Below are 15,227 nucleotides of genomic sequence, written 5' to 3' on the forward strand. Positions count from 1 at the left end.
ACCATGCGCACCGCGCGACGGCGCAGCTCAAGCGGGTAACGGGAGGGTCGTGCCATGACTCAATCCTTACATGGAATCGAGTCTCCACCCGACACGGGGCGGTTCATCAACCCCCGGAGATCAATTACGGGACAGCTCTTAGTCGGCGACGGTGGTCGTCCTGGCGCTGGTATTCCAGCAAGGGCGACGCGGTGATTCTGCGGTGCGAGCCCACGGTCCGGTACTCGATCTCTCCGGCGTCCAGAAGGCCGATGAGGAAGGGACGGGACACGTTGAGCATGTCGGCTGCCTGCTGAGTGGTGAGCTCGGCGTCAGACGGAACGATGGACACGGCCCGGCCGGCTCCGAGGTGTGCCAGGAGCGACGCGAGGAGTTCTACGACCTCGCGAGGGAGCGCCAGGGGCTCACGGTCGCCTCCATCTTGAACGGTGACATGGATCTGGGATACGTCCTGGTGCTCTTCCAGGTAAGCCCGGACCCTTGTAAGGGCATCGTTTGCGGTCTTCTGCTTTTCGTCCGGGAGTTTCACCGGGCGAATGTCTGTGCCCGTACTCGGTTCGGCTCACATCGGGCTGAGTCGCGACTCGGATGCTCGCCAACCCGATGTGAGTCGCGGCCTGAGACGCTTTGCGTCGCGATGCCCGTCTCGCTGGCACCCCTTCTGACCTGCATTGAGACGCGATGAGCGCCGATGAGTCGTGATGATTGAGAAACCTGATGGAAGAACCTGCCCCTGCTAAGAGCCTCCCGACGCCCGCCCGCTACCGGGGCGAGGCGACGGAGTGTGGCGTGAGACCCGCCCTCCGGTGGAACCCCGCCACACCGACGAGCGCCGGCACATCGCCATCGCCTTCTGGCACCGCGCGAACACGTTCCTCACCGCCCACGGCATCACCGTCGAGCGAGTCCTCACCGACAACGGCGCCTGCTACAAGTCGAAACTCTTCACCCGTACCCTGACGGCCGCCGGCATCGGCCACAAGAAGATCCGGCCGTACCGGCCGCGGACCAACGGCAAGGTCGAACGCTTCAACCGTGCCCTGCTCGACGAAAGGGCCTACCGGCGTCCCTGCACCTCGAACGACTGGGCGGGCGGACTGCACCTGAGAGTGTGCCGGATGTGTGTCGCGAGCACTGAGAGACAGTGAAGACAGCGAGAAAGAGCGGGAGTCAGTGAGACTGACTCCCGCTCTTTCATGTCGGCATTCGCGCTGGTCGAAGCTTGATTCTTGCTGACTGACCGGCGAGTGCCCCCGGCAGGATTCGAACCTGCGCACACGGCTCCGGAGGCCGTTGCTCTATCCCCTGAGCTACGGGGGCGCACTGTCGCCGTCCGGAGGTGTCCTCGGCGGTGACGGGTAGAACATTACCAGCATCGGGAGGGTCTCCATGAACAGGTATTTCGGGGCGGAGGCGCGGTTGCCGGAGCGGGGGCGGGTGGCGCGGGAGGGTGGACTCGGGTCGCTCGCGAGGGGTGGAAGTGGGGAAAAGCCGGACGCGGCCCCTGGTGCGCACCTACTCTCGAGTTGTGTCAGGTGCGTCCGGCCGTGTGCTCGTTGTCGATGACAACCGGGTCATCCGGCAGTTGATCAGGGTCAACCTTGAACTTGAGGGCTTCGAGGTCGTGACCGCGGCCGATGGTGCCGAGTGCCTGGAGGTCGTGGAGCGGGTGCGGCCCGATGTGGTCACGCTGGACGTGGTCATGCCGCGGCTGGACGGGCTGCGGACCGCCGCGCGGCTGAGAGCGGATCCGGGGACGAGTCATCTGCCGGTGGCGATCATCAGCGCGTGTACGCAGTACGAGATGGAGAGCGGCCTCGCAGCCGGGGTGGACGCCTTTCTCGCGAAGCCCTTCGAGCCGGCCGATCTGGTGCGGCTGGTACGGCAGTTGATGCGCAGGGAGGGCCCGCCGTCCTTAGAGGGCCGGCGCGGGGCAGGGCGGGCGGGGAGCACCCGGGGCTGACCGCATCGCGAAACCGGTTCGCTCTGCGCCCCCCTCCCTCCCATACGCTTGTCCCGTGACCCCCGCCGAGCTCTCCCGTACCGTGCTGCACGCCGTGTGCCGCGCGGTGGAGGACGGTGCGCTGGTGGCGCCCGTGCCGGAGAGCGTCAAGGTCGAGCGGCCCCGGCCCGGAGGGTGCGGGGACTACGCCACCAATGTCGCCCTGCGGCTCGCCCGCGCGGCCGGGCAGTCAACCCGCGCCGTCGCCGAGACCCTGCGGGACCGGATCGCCCGGGAGCCGGGCATCGCCGCCGTCGAGATCACCGGGCCCGGGTTCCTCAACATCACCCTGGAGGACGGCCTCCAGCAGGCCCTCGTCCAGCGGGTACGGGAGCAGGGCCTCCGGTACGGATATCAGTCCGCCGCCCTTCCGGCGCGGGACCCGGCCACGAGCGAGCCCTCCGCCCTCCCGGTACGGGACACCCACGCTGCCTCCGCCGGTCCGGCACCCGGCGCCGAGGACCGTGCCCGGGTCTGGGCCGACACCGTCCGACGGATCCGCCGCAGCCAGGGCATGGACATGGTTACGGAGGTGGCTACGGACGCCTGCGGGCTCCCCGTGTCCCTCCCGGCCCCGCCCGCCCCCGACGCCCTCGTCCGGGGTGGCCCAGCCGTCTCCGGCAACCCCGCCCGAGGCAACCCCGCCCCCGCCGCCCCCGGGTCGGCTCACCCGCAGCGTGCACCCCGCCCCGGCGCCCTCGCCCCCGGTCCCTCAGCCGCTTCCGGCAACCCCGACCCCACCGCACCCCGTACCGCCCCCGGGCCGGCCCGCCCGCAGCCTGCACCCCGCCCCGGCGCACCCCGTACCATCGCCGCCGGTCAGTCTCTCGGGGACGCCTTGCGGTGGGGTTTTCTGGCCGTCGCCGCGCACGACCGGCCCCGGGGGGTGGAAACGCTGCTGCGGCAGCACGAGAGCAATCCGCTCTTCACCGTCCGGTACGCCTACTCCCGCAGCCGCGCGCTCACGCGCGGGGCCGCGCGACTGGGGTTCGGCGGGGAGCCGGTGGAGTATGTGGAGACCCCGCTCACCGGCCTGGTCGCCGACTACCCGGGAGTCCTCGACTCCGCCGCCCGGCTCGGGGCGCCCGACCGGCTGGCGAGGCATCTGGAGAGCACCGCCGACGCCCTGCTCGGTTTCCAGCACACGGTGCTGCCGTCGGGTGAGGAGAAACCCACGGCCGCCCACCGTTCACGGCTGGCCGTCGCCGAGGCCGCCGGGACGGTGCTCGCCGGTGGCCTGTCCCTGCTCGGTATCAGCGCACCCGCACATCTGTGAGCACGTGAGAGAGACACCATGAGCCGTTCCGCACACCCCGCAGGGCCCCGTCACGCCGATGTCTATCCCGAGGGCCACTACTCGGCCCCGCCGGCCGACCTCAATCTGCTGGACGAGAAGGTGTGGGCCCGTACGGTCGGCCGTGACGACGACGGGGTCGTCACCGTCGGCGGGGTCGAAGTGACCCGGCTGGCCGAGGAGTTCGGCACCCCCGCCTACTTCCTCGACGAGGAGGACTTCCGGGCGCGCTGCCGCGCCTGGGCGGACGCGTTCGGGCCGGACGCCGATGTGTTCTACGCGGGCAAGGCGTTCCTCAGCAAGGCCGTCGTGCGCTGGCTGCACGAGGAGGGCCTCAACCTCGACGTGTGCTCCGGTGGCGAGCTGTCCACCGCGCTCGCCGCCGGAATGCCGCCCGAGCGCATCGCCTTCCACGGGAACAACAAGTCGCCCGGGGAGATCGAGCGGGCGATCCGCGCCGGGGTGGGGCGGATCGTGCTCGACTCCTTCCAGGAGATCGTGCGGGTCGCGCACATCGCCGAGGGGCTCGGCCGGCGCCAGCGCGTCCAGATCCGGGTCACGGTGGGCGTGGAGGCGCACACCCACGAGTTCATCGCCACCGCGCACGAGGACCAGAAGTTCGGGATCCCGCTCGCCGGGGGACAGGCCGCCGAGGCCGTGCGCAGGGCGCTCACCCTCGACGGGCTGGAGCTGATCGGCATCCACTCCCACATCGGCTCGCAGATCTTCGACACCTCCGGCTTCGAGGTGGCCGCCCACCGGGTTGTCGGCCTCTTGAAGACGATCCGCGACGAGCACGGCGTCGAGCTGCCCGAGATCGACCTCGGCGGCGGCCTCGGGATCGCGTACACCTCCGACGACGACCCGAGCGAGCCGCACCACATCGCCAAGGCGCTCACCGAGATCGTCACCCGTGAGTGCGACGCCGCCGGGCTGCGTACCCCCCGGATCTCCGTCGAGCCGGGCCGCGCCATCGTCGGGCCGACGGCGTTCACGCTGTACGAGGTGGGCACGCTCAAGCCGCTGGAGGGGCTGCGGACGTATGTGAGCGTCGACGGCGGTATGTCGGACAACATCCGCACCGCTCTGTACGACGCCGAGTACAGCGTCTCGCTGGTCTCCCGGACCTCCGACGCGGAGCCGATGCTCGCGCGGGTCGTCGGCAAGCACTGCGAGAGCGGTGACATCGTGGTCAAGGACGCTTTTCTGCCCGCCGACCTCGCACCGGGTGATCTGATTGCGGTGCCGGCGACCGGTGCGTACTGCCGGTCGATGGCCAGCAACTACAACCATGTGCCGAGGCCGCCCGTCGTGGCCGTGCGCGACGGCGGGGCGCGGGTGATCGTCCGGCGTGAGACGGAGGAAGATCTCCTGCGTCTGGACGTCGGTTAGCGAGATAGATGTCTCGAATGCCGGACGGGGGATAGAAACTACCGTCCGGTGAGTGAGACTGGTCCACACCGTAGTAGTGATGAGAAGCGAGGTCGGATGATGCGTACGCGTCCGCTGAAGGTGGCGCTGCTGGGCTGTGGAGTGGTCGGCTCAGAGGTGGCTCGCATCATGACGACGCACGCCGACGACCTCGCGGCACGGATCGGTGCCCCCGTGGAGCTGGCGGGGGTGGCCGTCCGCCGCCCCTCCAAGGTGCGGGAGGGCATCGACCCCGCGCTGATCACCACCGACGCCACCGCCCTCGTCAAACGCGGTGACATCGACATCGTCGTCGAGGTCATCGGCGGGATCGAGCCCGCCCGTACGCTGATCACCACCGCGTTCGAGCACGGTGCTTCCGTCGTCTCCGCCAACAAGGCGCTGCTCGCGGAGGACGGCGCCACGCTGTACGCCGCCGCCGAGCAGCACGGCCGGGACCTCTACTTCGAGGCCGCCGTCGCCGGGGCGATCCCGCTGATCAGGCCGCTGCGCGAGTCCCTGGCGGGCGACAAGGTCAACCGGGTGCTCGGCATCGTCAACGGGACGACCAACTTCATCCTGGACCGGATGGAGCGCTCCGGCGCGGGCTATTCCGAGGCGCTGGACGAGGCCACCGCGCTCGGCTACGCCGAGGCCGACCCGACCGCCGATGTGGAGGGCTTCGACGCCGCCGCCAAGGCCGCGATCCTCGCGGGGATCGCCTTCCACACCCGCGTACGCCTGGACGACGTCTACCGCGAGGGCCTGACCGAGGTCACCGCCGCCGACATGGCCTCCGCGAAACGCATGGGCTGCACCGTCAAGCTGCTCGCGATCTGCGAGCGCGCAGCCGACGGGCAGTCCGTCACCGCGCGGGTGCACCCCGCCATGATCCCGCTCAGTCATCCGCTCGCCTCCGTGCGCGAGGCGTACAACGCCGTCTTCGTCGAGTCGGAGGCCGCGGGGCAGCTGATGTTCTACGGACCGGGTGCGGGCGGCGCGCCGACCGCGTCCGCGGTCCTCGGCGATCTGGTCGCCGTCGGCCGCAACAAGCTTGCCGGGGCCACGGGTCCCGGTGAGTCCGCGTACACCCAGCTGCCCGTGAGCCCCATGGGCGATGTCGTGACGCGCTACCACATCAGCCTCGACGTGGCCGACAAGCCGGGTGTGCTCGCCCAGGTCGCGACGGTCTTCGCCGAGCACGGGGTGTCGATCGACACCGTCCGCCAGCAGGGGAAGGACGGCGAGGCTTCGCTCGTCGTCGTCACCCACCGCGCGCCGGACGCGGCCCTCTCCGGGACCGTCGAGGCGCTGCGCCAGCTCGACACCGTGCGTGGTGTCGCCAGCATCATGCGTGTTGAAGGGGAGTAATCAGCAATGACCCACCAGTGGCGCGGCATCATCGAGGAGTACCGGGACCGGCTCCCGGTGACCGACACGACACCGGTTGTCACGCTCCGTGAGGGCGGTACGCCGCTCGTCCCGGCGCAGGTTCTCTCCGAGCGCACGGGCTGTGAGGTGCACCTCAAGGTCGAGGGCGCCAACCCCACCGGGTCCTTCAAGGACCGCGGTATGACGATGGCGATCACCCGTGCCAAGGAGGAGGGCGCGCAGGCGGTCATCTGCGCATCCACCGGGAACACCTCGGCGTCGGCCGCCGCCTATGCCGTACGGGCCGGAATGGTCTGCGCGGTGCTGGTTCCGCAGGGGAAGATCGCGCTCGGGAAGATGGGCCAGGCGCTCGTCTACGGCTCGAAGATTCTCCAGGTCGACGGAAACTTCGACGACTGCCTGAATCTGGCCAGGAATTTGTCCGAGAATTATCCGGTGGCGCTGGTCAACTCGGTCAATCCGTACCGCATCGAGGGCCAGAAGACCGCTTCCTTCGAAATCGTCGACGCGCTCGGCGACGCCCCCGACATCCATGTGCTGCCGGTCGGCAACGCCGGCAACATCACGGCGTACTGGCGGGGGTACAAGGAGTACGCCGCGGACGGGATCTCCACCCGCACCCCGAGGATGTGGGGCTTCCAGGCGTCCGGTTCCGCCCCGATCGTCCGGGGCGAGGTCGTCAAGGACCCCTCCACCATCGCCACCGCGATCCGGATCGGCAACCCGGCCTCCTGGAAGCAGGCGCTGGCCGCCCGCGAGGAGTCCGGCGGGTTCATCGACGAGGTGACGGACCGTGAGATCCTGCGCGCCTACCGGCTGTTGGCGTCCCAGGAGGGCGTCTTCGTCGAGCCCGCGTCCGCGGCGTCCGTGGCCGGGCTGCTGAAGGCCGCCGAGGCCGGCCAGGTCGACCCGGGCCAGCGGATCGTCTGTACGGTGACCGGCAACGGCCTCAAGGACCCGGACTGGGCCGTCGCCGGGGCCCCGCAGCCCGTCACCGTCCCCGTGGACGCGGCGACGGCGGCGGAGCGCCTCGGGCTGGTCTGAGCGGCGGCCCCGGCAGCCCGTAGCCGTACGACGACGCCCGTAGCCGCCGCGAACCCGGATCCCTGCGGCCGGGTTCGCCCGCCCCGCGCGTACCGCCGGCGTCGTGCGGCCCGGGTCGGCCTCGCCGGCCCGCCCCCGGCGAACCGCCGTCTGTAACGCGGCGGCGGCAGGGGAACAGACGCACGGTCCCCTACCCCCGCGGAAAGCAGACCAAGCCGGGCATCGGCGCACGTAGAGGCACAGGAGGCTTGCGACACGCATCGTGCGCCTCCTGTGCGCCCTATGTCGCCACAGAACCTTCCTTCGATAGGCTGTACCGAACCCGCCCCGCCGCATGCCGATGCCGCGGTGTAGTTGCCGTTACGGCCCATGGGTGTTCATCCCCCTCGTCCCACAGTCCAGAGTTCAGAACCAAGGAGTGTCATCGAGCGATGGCCGGTCCAGCGTTCCGCGCCGCCGCCGTCCGGGTGCGCGTGCCCGCCACCAGCGCAAACCTCGGTCCCGGCTTCGACGCCCTCGGGCTGTCCCTGGGGCTGTACGACGATGTCGTCGTACGGGTCGCGGACGCCGGGCTGCACATCGACATCGCGGGCGAGGGCGCCTCGACACTGCCCCGCGACGAGAGCCATCTGCTCGTACGCTCGCTGCGTACGGCCTTCGATCTGCTCGGCGGGCAGCCGCGCGGCCTGGAGGTCGTCTGCGCCAACCGCATCCCGCACGGGCGCGGTCTGGGCTCGTCGTCGGCCGCGATCTGCGCCGGGATCGTCGCCGCCCGCGCCGTGACGATAGGGGGCGACGCGCGGCTCGACGACACCGCCCTGCTGGAGCTGGCCACCGAGATCGAGGGCCACCCCGACAATGTCGCCGCCTGTCTGCTCGGCGGCTTCACCCTCGCCTGGACCGACGGGGGAGCGGCGCGCGCGATCAGGATGGAGCCCGCCGATTCCGTCGTTCCGGTGGTTTTCGTACCCGAGAAGCCGGTGCTCACCGAGACGGCGCGCGGACTGCTGCCGCGTACCGTTCCCCATGTGGACGCCGCCGCGAACGCCGGTCGCGCCGCCTTGCTCGTCGAGGCCCTGACCAGGCGTCCCGAGCTGTTGCTGCCCGCCACGGAGGACCGGCTCCACCAGGAGTACCGCGCCCCGGCGATGCCGCAGAGCGTGGACCTTGTCAACCGATTGCGCGCCGATGGCGTCCCAGCAGTCATCTCCGGTGCGGGCCCCACGGTCCTGGCACTGGCCGAGAGCAGTGCGGCCGACAAGGTCGCACGGCTCGCGGGCGAGGGGTGGGCGGCCAACCGGCTCGCCTTCGACGCCGCGGGGGCGAGCGTCCTGCCGCTCGTGCCGCCCGGTGCCGTCCCGTCCGCGGCGGGCACGCCGGAAGGGGAGCCGGACTCAGGGTGAGCCGTATACGCAGTGGGCCGCCTTCACGGGGATTCACCGCCATTGCCCGTGAATCGCGGTGATTCGCAGTGACACGAGATTGCCGGTGAAGGAGAGGGGGAATGTTTGTTGGAGCCGGTAGTGTTAACCTCAAGTCTGCAACCGAAGCCTTTGTGGCTCGGAGCTTCGCGTCCCGAATCGGGACCACCATTCTTCCGGGAGCCTCCCCAACTGCCTGAGCAGCCTGCCTGAGCAGTTTCGAGCACGCTCCGGAACCGGCACGACACCTCCCGCTCCGTCTAGGAGTGGGCCGAGCAGGGGGATCTCGGGCCGGGCTTGTATGTATCTGCCTCTCCGCCGTACCCAGACCCGGCGGGGACCACCGCCTCCGGCACGGTCGCACACCAGGGCCGCCGTCGGACAGCACAACCGGTCGCCGAGCCAGATGGCCGACGCCCGCTCCAGGGAAGGACCCTTCGTGAGCGACACCACCGATCTGATGGGCGTGACTGCCGACAACAGCGTCGACACCCCCGCGCCCGCCGCAGGTGCTGCCTCCGGCACCACCTCACGGCGCCGCCGTTCCGGCACCGGCCTCGAGGGCATGGTCCTGGCCGAGCTGCAGCAGGTCGCGTCCGGCCTCGGCATCAGGGGCACTGCGCGTATGCGCAAGAGCCAGCTGATCGAGGTCATCAAGGAGGCACAGGCCGGCGGTGGCTCCACCGCCCCGGCCAAGTCCGCCGAGGCCAAGGCCCCGGCGGCCAAGAGCGCGGAGGCCGAGACCAAGCCGAAGCGCCGTGCCACCTCCAAGACGCGTACGGGCGACGCGTCCGCCGCCTCGGACGCCGCCCCCGCGGCCGAGAAGGCCGTGGCCCAGCAGCAGATCGACATTCCCGGCCAGCCGGCCAGCGACGACCAGCCGGCCACGGAGCGCCGTCGTCGTCGCGCCACCGCGCAGGCCGGCAGCCCCGAGCCCCAGGCCGAGGCAGCCGTCGATGTGAAGGACACCAAGGCCGAGGACCGGCCGGACGCCAAGGCGGAGGCCGCCGTCGCGCCCTCCGCGCAGTCGCAGGACGGCGAGGGCCGCCGTGAGCGCGGCCAGCGCGGCGACCGGGCCGAGCGCGGCGACCGCCGGGACCGCGGCGAGCGCGGTGACCGGCAGCGCGACCGCGGCCGTGGCAAGGGCGACGACCAGCAGCAGGGCGGCCAGCGCCAGCAGCAGGGCGGCGGCCAGCAGCAGCGCCAGGGCGGCGGAGGCCAGCAGCAGGACGACTTCGACGACGACGGAGGCGGCCGCCGTGGCCGCCGCGGGCGCTACCGCGACCGCCGTGGCCGCCGGGGCCGTGAGGACTTCGCGAGTGAGCCGCAGGTCTCCGAGGACGACGTTCTGATCCCCGTCGCGGGCATCCTGGACATCCTCGACAACTACGCGTTCATCCGTACGTCCGGCTACCTCCCGGGCCCCAACGACGTGTACGTCTCCCTCGCCCAGGTCCGCAAGAACGGCCTGCGCAAGGGCGATCACGTCACCGGCGCCGTGCGCCAGCCGAAGGAGGGCGAGCGCCGCGAGAAGTTCAACGCGCTGGTCCGGCTGGACTCCGTCAACGGCATGGCACCCGAATCGGGCCGCGGGCGGCCGGAGTTCAACAAGCTCACCCCGCTCTACCCGCAGGACCGGCTCCGTCTGGAGACCGACCCGGGTGTGCTGACCACCCGGATCATCGACCTCGTCTCGCCCATCGGCAAGGGCCAGCGCGGTCTGATCGTGGCCCCGCCGAAGACCGGCAAGACCATGATCCTCCAGGCCATCGCCAACGCGATCACGGTCAACAGCCCCGAGTGCCATCTGATGGTCGTCCTCGTCGACGAGCGTCCGGAAGAGGTCACCGACATGCAGCGGTCGGTGAAGGGCGAGGTCATCTCCTCGACCTTCGACCGCCCGGCCGAGGACCACACCACCGTCGCCGAGCTGGCCATCGAGCGCGCCAAGCGCCTGGTGGAGCTGGGTCACGACGTGGTCGTCCTGCTGGACTCCATCACCCGTCTGGGCCGTGCGTACAACCTCGCGGCTCCGGCCTCCGGGCGCATCCTGTCCGGTGGTGTCGACTCGACCGCGCTCTACCCGCCGAAGCGCTTCTTCGGCGCCGCGCGCAACATCGAGGACGGCGGCTCGCTGACCATCCTGGCCACCGCGCTGGTCGACACCGGCTCGCGCATGGACGAGGTGATCTTCGAGGAGTTCAAGGGCACCGGCAACATGGAGCTCAAGCTCGACCGCAAGCTCTCCGACAAGCGCATCTTCCCGGCGGTGGACGTGGACGCGTCCAGCACCCGCAAGGAGGAGATCCTGCTCGGAGGCGAGGAGCTGGGCATCGTCTGGAAGCTGCGCCGGGTGCTGCACGCGCTCGACCAGCAGCAGGCGATCGAGCTGCTGCTGGACAAGATGAAGCAGACGAAGTCGAACGCCGAGTTCCTGCTCCAGATCCAGAAGACCACGCCGTCCGTGGGCCCCAACGGCGACTGACGGACGGAGACGGTCTCCGCGCCCGCCGGAACGCATCTCCGGCAGGTACCGCTGATACACACTGTGCCCCGCCATCCCACCGGGTGGCGGGGCACAGCCGCGTCCAGCACCCGTGAGAGTTCCGGCACCCCCGAGGAGCCCGTAGCGCCGGCCGAAACCCCAGGTGAGCGCGGTGGGCACGATCCGGGGCCAATGGGCGCGCCCGCCCCGGGCCCATCGACCTCTCACGGAGCTCTCACACCCGGGTGCAACCCTTCGTAGCGCAGACACGTCCTACCAATGGCGGAACAAAAAACGACATCACGGACAATCCGCATTCGATCAACGGCAGGGAGTAGCGGAAGGCCGAACGAGAGAAACCGAACGGGACCGAGGAGAGCATGGCCGAGCAGAGCAGTGATGGGGGCCGGATATCCAACGGCCGACGGCGAAGCCGGCGCTCCAGGGGACGCAGAGCGGCGGTCGTCGCCGCGTGGTCGGTGGTCGCACTCCTGCTGATCGGCGGATCCGGGCTCGGTTACCTGTACGTCAAGCTCAACGGCAATCTCCAGGGCGTCGACATCAACGCACAGCTCGGAAAGGACCGGCCCAGGAACATCGACAACGGCTCCATGGACATCCTCGTACTCGGCTCCGACTCTCGCTCCGGAGCCAATGCCGAGTACGGCACCGACGAAGGCGGCGCGCGCTCTGACACCGCGATGGTCGTCCACGTCTACGAGGGCCACCGGAAGGCCAGTGTGGTCTCCATACCCCGCGACACCCTGATCGACCGCCCTCAGTGCACCGCCGGTGACGGCACACCGGTCCCGGGCGAGCACCGCGCCATGTTCAACACCGCCTACGAGGTCGGCGGCCCGGCCTGCGCGGTGAAGACCGTCGAGAAGATGTCCGGCATCCGCATGGACCACTACCTCGAAGTCGACTTCACCGGATTCAAGAAACTCATCGACGAACTCGGCGGAGTGGAGATCACCACCACCCGCCCGATCAAGGACCCCGGCAGCCATCTCGACCTCCCCCCGGGCACCCACACCCTCGACGGTGAGCAGTCACTCGGACTCGTACGGACCCGCAAGAGCGTCGGCGACGGCAGCGACCTCGGGCGGATACAGCTCCAGCAGGCGTTCATCAAGGCGTTCCTCGCCCAGGTCAAGGACCTCGGCACCCTCTCCGACCCCACCAGGCTGCTGGGCGTCGCCGACACCGCGACCCGGGCGATCACACCCGACTCCGGGCTGGACTCGGTGACCGAGCTGATGGGCCTTGCACGGAGCCTCGGCGGCCTCGGCCCCGAGGACGTGCAGATGGTCACCCTGCCGGTGGTGTACGACCCCGTGGACCCCAACCGGGTCGTACCGCTCCAGGACGCCTCCCGGCAGGTGTGGTCCGCGCTGGCGGGGGACCGGCCGATCCCGGCCGCCGCGCTCAGGGACTCCGCAGGGGACAAGGGCGACGCGGGCACCGTCGTCCGGGGCGGCACCGCCGCGGCGCACGGCACCGGCCCCGAGCGGCCGGAGCGCGCCCCGGCCGCCCCCGGGGCGCCGGTGGCCCCCCGGACACCAGGAGTGGACGGGTCGGCGGGGGAATAGTTCCGCCACGACCCCGGTTTTGGGAGATACGCCCGGTCCTGGCAGACTGGTGCGTCGGCTCCGGTTCACGTGCGGGCAATCCGCCCGCGCGACCCGGCGCCCTCCCGGAACTAGGAGACACCTTGAAGCGCGACATCCACCCTCAGTACTTCGAGACCCAGGTCAGCTGTACCTGCGGCGCCTCGTTCACCACTCGCAGCACCATCGAGACCGGCTCCATCCGCGCCGAGGTCTGCTCCGAGTGCCACCCGTTCTACACGGGCAAGCAGAAGATCCTCGACACCGGTGGCCGCGTGGCCCGCTTCGAGGCCCGCTTCGGCAAGGCCGCCGGCTCCGCCAAGAAGTAGCGAGCCAACTGCGCCGGTCCCCGGCCGCCCCTTCCTGCGGCGGCCGGGACCGGCGCTTTGCCGTCCCGCACCACCTTCGCAGAAACCAGGAGCCCCCGATGTTCGAGGCGGTCGAGGAACTGGTCGGCGAGCACGCCGACCTGGAGAAGAAGCTCGCCGACCCTGCCGTCCACGCCGACCAGGCGAACGCCCGCAGGCTGGGCAAGCGCTACGCCGAGCTGACCCCGATCATCGGCACGTACCGCTCCTGGAAGCAGACCGGCGACGACATCCAGACCGCGCGCGAACTGTCCGCCGACGACCCCGACTTCGCGGCCGAGGTCAAGGAGCTGGAGAAGGAGCGCGAGGAGCTGACGGAGAAGCTGCGGCTGCTGCTCGTACCGCGCGATCCCAGCGACGACAAGGATGTCATCCTGGAGGTCAAGGCCGGCGCCGGCGGCGACGAGTCCGCCCTCTTCGCCGGCGATCTGCTGCGGATGTATCTGCGCTACGCCGAGCGCGTGGGCTGGAAGACCGAGATCATCGACTCCACCGAGTCCGAGCTGGGCGGCTACAAGGACGTCCAGGTCGCCGTCAAGGCGAAACCTCATCGGGACAGCCAGGGCGCCACCGAACCCGGCCAGGGCGTCTGGGCCCGTCTGAAGTACGAGGGCGGGGTGCACCGTGTCCAGCGGGTGCCCGCCACCGAGTCCCAGGGCCGTATCCACACCTCCGCCGCGGGCGTGCTCGTCACCCCCGAGGCCGAGGAGATCGATGTGGAGATCAACCCCAACGACCTCCGTATCGACGTCTACCGCTCCTCCGGGCCCGGCGGCCAGTCCGTCAACACCACGGACTCCGCGGTGCGCATCACCCATCTGCCCACCGGTGTCGTCGCCTCCTGCCAGAACGAGAAGAGCCAGCTCCAGAACAAGGAGCAGGCGATGCGTATCCTGCGCTCCAGGCTGCTCGCCGCAGCCCAGGAGGAGGCCGAGAGCAAGGCCGCGGACGTGCGCCGCAGCCAGGTCCGTACCGTCGACCGCTCCGAGAAGATCCGTACCTACAACTTCCCGGAGAACCGCATCTCGGACCACCGCGTCGGCTTCAAGGCGTACAACCTGGACCAGGTGCTCGACGGTGACCTCGACGCCGTGATCCAGGCGTGTGTGGACGCCGACTCCGCCGCCAAACTCGCCGCCGCGCAGTAGACGCGTGGGACCTTCCCAAACGAACCGGGTGGAGGACGACCAGTGAACCTGCTGCTTGCCGAGGTGGCCCAGGCCACCCAGCGGCTGGCCGACGCCGGCGTGCCGTCGCCGCGCTTCGACGCGGAGGAGCTGGCCGCGTTCGTGCACGGTGTGAAGCGGGGAGAGCTGCACAACGTCGGGGACGAGGACTTCGACGCCCGCTACTGGGAGGCCGTCGCCCGCCGCGAGGCCCGTGAGCCGCTCCAGCACATCACCGGCCGCGCCTTCTTCCGCTATCTGGAGCTCCAGGTGGGGCCCGGTGTGTTCGTGCCGCGCCCGGAGACCGAGTCCGTCGTCGGCTGGGCCATAGACGCCGTACGCGCCATGGACGTCGTCGAACCGCTGATCGTCGACCTGTGTACGGGTTCCGGGGCCATCGCCCTCGCCATGGCCCAGGAGGTCCCGCGCTCGCGCGTCCACGCGGTCGAGCTCTCCGACGACGCGCTGAACTGGGCCCGCAAGAACGCGGAGGGCTCCCGCGTCACCATCCACCAGGGCGACGCGCTCACCGCGCTGCCCGAACTGGACGGCCAGGTCGACCTGGTCATCTCCAATCCGCCGTACATCCCCCTCACCGAGTGGGAGTACGTGGCCCCCGAGGCCCGGGACCACGACCCCCAGATGGCGCTCTTCTCCGGCGAGGACGGCCTCGACACCATCCGGGGCATCGAGCGCACCGCCCACCGTCTGCTGCGGCCCGGCGGTCTCGTCGTCATCGAGCACGCCGACACCCAGGGCGGCCAGGTGCCCTGGATCTTCAACGAGGAAGCCGGCTGGACCGACGCGGCCGACCACCCCGACCTCAACAAACGCCCCCGTTTCGCGACGGCCCGCAAGGCGACACCATGACGCCCCCGCGATCCCGCACGGGCGCGGGAGGGGTACGCACGGGTTCGCCGGCGCCGAGCCCGCGGGTTCCCGGCTGCTCCGCGACCGGATCTTCCGCGAGTGAGCCGAAGAGGCACCCGAGCCCCCAAAGAAGCAAGAACGCACCCAGGCGGGTGCCGCACCCAC

At 70.4% G+C, this 15,227-nt stretch carries 12 protein-coding genes, 1 tRNA gene and 1 pseudogene; 12 read left to right on the top strand and 2 right to left on the bottom strand.

Annotated elements, in window-relative coordinates:
* Window positions 1-124: 124 nt before the first annotated feature.
* Window positions 125-529 carry a helix-turn-helix domain-containing protein gene (locus ACIBCM_RS25885; protein WP_399247113.1) on the bottom strand — a complete coding sequence of 135 codons (405 nt, stop codon included), beginning with the start codon at window positions 527-529 and terminating at the stop codon, window positions 125-127.
* A gap of 292 nt (window positions 530-821) precedes the next feature.
* On the opposite strand from ACIBCM_RS25885, the pseudogene ACIBCM_RS25890 reads away from it, so the two are divergent.
* Window positions 822-1,082: pseudogene (locus ACIBCM_RS25890) on the top strand (integrase core domain-containing protein); the annotation flags it as partial.
* A 166-nt stretch (window positions 1,083-1,248) separates the two neighbouring features.
* On the opposite strand, the gene ACIBCM_RS25895 reads toward ACIBCM_RS25890, so the two are convergent.
* Window positions 1,249-1,320, bottom strand: a tRNA-Arg gene (locus ACIBCM_RS25895).
* 160 nt (window positions 1,321-1,480) lie between these two features.
* On the opposite strand from ACIBCM_RS25895, the gene ACIBCM_RS25900 reads away from it, so the two are divergent.
* The 11 genes from ACIBCM_RS25900 (at window position 1,481) to prmC (ending at window position 15,062) form a co-directional block, all read left to right on the top strand.
* Window positions 1,481-1,963 carry a response regulator gene (locus tag ACIBCM_RS25900; RefSeq protein ID WP_399247115.1) on the top strand — a complete coding sequence of 161 codons (483 nt, stop codon included), beginning with the start codon at window positions 1,481-1,483 and terminating at the stop codon, window positions 1,961-1,963.
* 55 nt (window positions 1,964-2,018) lie between these two features.
* A complete protein-coding gene (gene nrtL / locus ACIBCM_RS25905; RefSeq protein ID WP_399247117.1) occupies window positions 2,019-3,278 on the top strand; it encodes an ArgS-related anticodon-binding protein NrtL in 1,260 nt (419 codons plus the stop codon).
* 18 nt (window positions 3,279-3,296) lie between these two features.
* A complete protein-coding gene (lysA, locus tag ACIBCM_RS25910) occupies window positions 3,297-4,688 on the top strand; it encodes a diaminopimelate decarboxylase (protein WP_399247119.1) in 1,392 nt (463 codons plus the stop codon).
* 99 nt (window positions 4,689-4,787) lie between these two features.
* Window positions 4,788-6,077, top strand: coding sequence for a homoserine dehydrogenase (locus ACIBCM_RS25915; protein ID WP_399247370.1), 1,290 nt, complete (start codon window positions 4,788-4,790; stop codon window positions 6,075-6,077).
* 6 nt (window positions 6,078-6,083) lie between these two features.
* Window positions 6,084-7,142, top strand: a complete 1,059-nt coding sequence (gene thrC / locus ACIBCM_RS25920; protein WP_399247121.1) for a threonine synthase — start codon at window positions 6,084-6,086, stop codon at window positions 7,140-7,142.
* 431 nt (window positions 7,143-7,573) lie between these two features.
* Entirely contained in the window at window positions 7,574-8,545 is a 972-nt protein-coding gene (gene thrB, locus ACIBCM_RS25925; protein ID WP_399247123.1) for a homoserine kinase, read from the top strand.
* Window positions 8,546-9,002: 457 nt separating this feature from the next.
* Complete coding sequence (gene rho / locus ACIBCM_RS25930; protein WP_399247125.1) at window positions 9,003-11,048, top strand: transcription termination factor Rho; 2,046 nt, start codon at window positions 9,003-9,005, stop codon at window positions 11,046-11,048.
* A gap of 380 nt (window positions 11,049-11,428) precedes the next feature.
* Window positions 11,429-12,640 carry an LCP family protein gene (locus tag ACIBCM_RS25935; protein ID WP_399247127.1) on the top strand — a complete coding sequence of 404 codons (1,212 nt, stop codon included), beginning with the start codon at window positions 11,429-11,431 and terminating at the stop codon, window positions 12,638-12,640.
* A 122-nt stretch (window positions 12,641-12,762) separates the two neighbouring features.
* On the top strand, window positions 12,763-12,987 hold the full coding sequence (rpmE, locus tag ACIBCM_RS25940) for a 50S ribosomal protein L31 (RefSeq protein WP_399247129.1): 225 nt from the start codon (window positions 12,763-12,765) through the stop codon (window positions 12,985-12,987).
* Between the two features lie 98 nt (window positions 12,988-13,085).
* A complete protein-coding gene (gene prfA, locus ACIBCM_RS25945; RefSeq protein WP_399247131.1) occupies window positions 13,086-14,174 on the top strand; it encodes a peptide chain release factor 1 in 1,089 nt (362 codons plus the stop codon).
* Window positions 14,175-14,216: 42 nt separating this feature from the next.
* Window positions 14,217-15,062: a peptide chain release factor N(5)-glutamine methyltransferase gene (gene prmC / locus ACIBCM_RS25950; RefSeq protein ID WP_399247133.1), complete on the top strand. Its 846-nt coding sequence runs from the start codon at window positions 14,217-14,219 to the stop codon at window positions 15,060-15,062.
* Window positions 15,063-15,227: the final 165 nt, after the last annotated feature.

The organism is Streptomyces sp. NPDC051018, from assembly GCF_044456085.1.
Classification (GTDB): Bacteria; Actinomycetota; Actinomycetes; order Streptomycetales; family Streptomycetaceae; genus Streptomyces.

Bases quoted from the DNA above. Each gene is read 5' to 3' on its own strand.
- ACIBCM_RS25935 (WP_399247127.1), top strand. From the start codon at position 11,429: ATGGCCGAGCAGAGCAGTGATGGGGGCCGGATATCCAACGGCCGACGG.
- thrB (WP_399247123.1), top strand. From the start codon at position 7,574: ATGGCCGGTCCAGCGTTCCGCGCCGCCGCCGTCCGGGTGCGCGTGCCC.
- thrC (WP_399247121.1), top strand. From the start codon at position 6,084: ATGACCCACCAGTGGCGCGGCATCATCGAGGAGTACCGGGACCGGCTC.
- prfA (WP_399247131.1), top strand. From the start codon at position 13,086: ATGTTCGAGGCGGTCGAGGAACTGGTCGGCGAGCACGCCGACCTGGAG.
- lysA (WP_399247119.1), top strand. From the start codon at position 3,297: ATGAGCCGTTCCGCACACCCCGCAGGGCCCCGTCACGCCGATGTCTAT.
- ACIBCM_RS25915 (WP_399247370.1), top strand. From the start codon at position 4,788: ATGCGTACGCGTCCGCTGAAGGTGGCGCTGCTGGGCTGTGGAGTGGTC.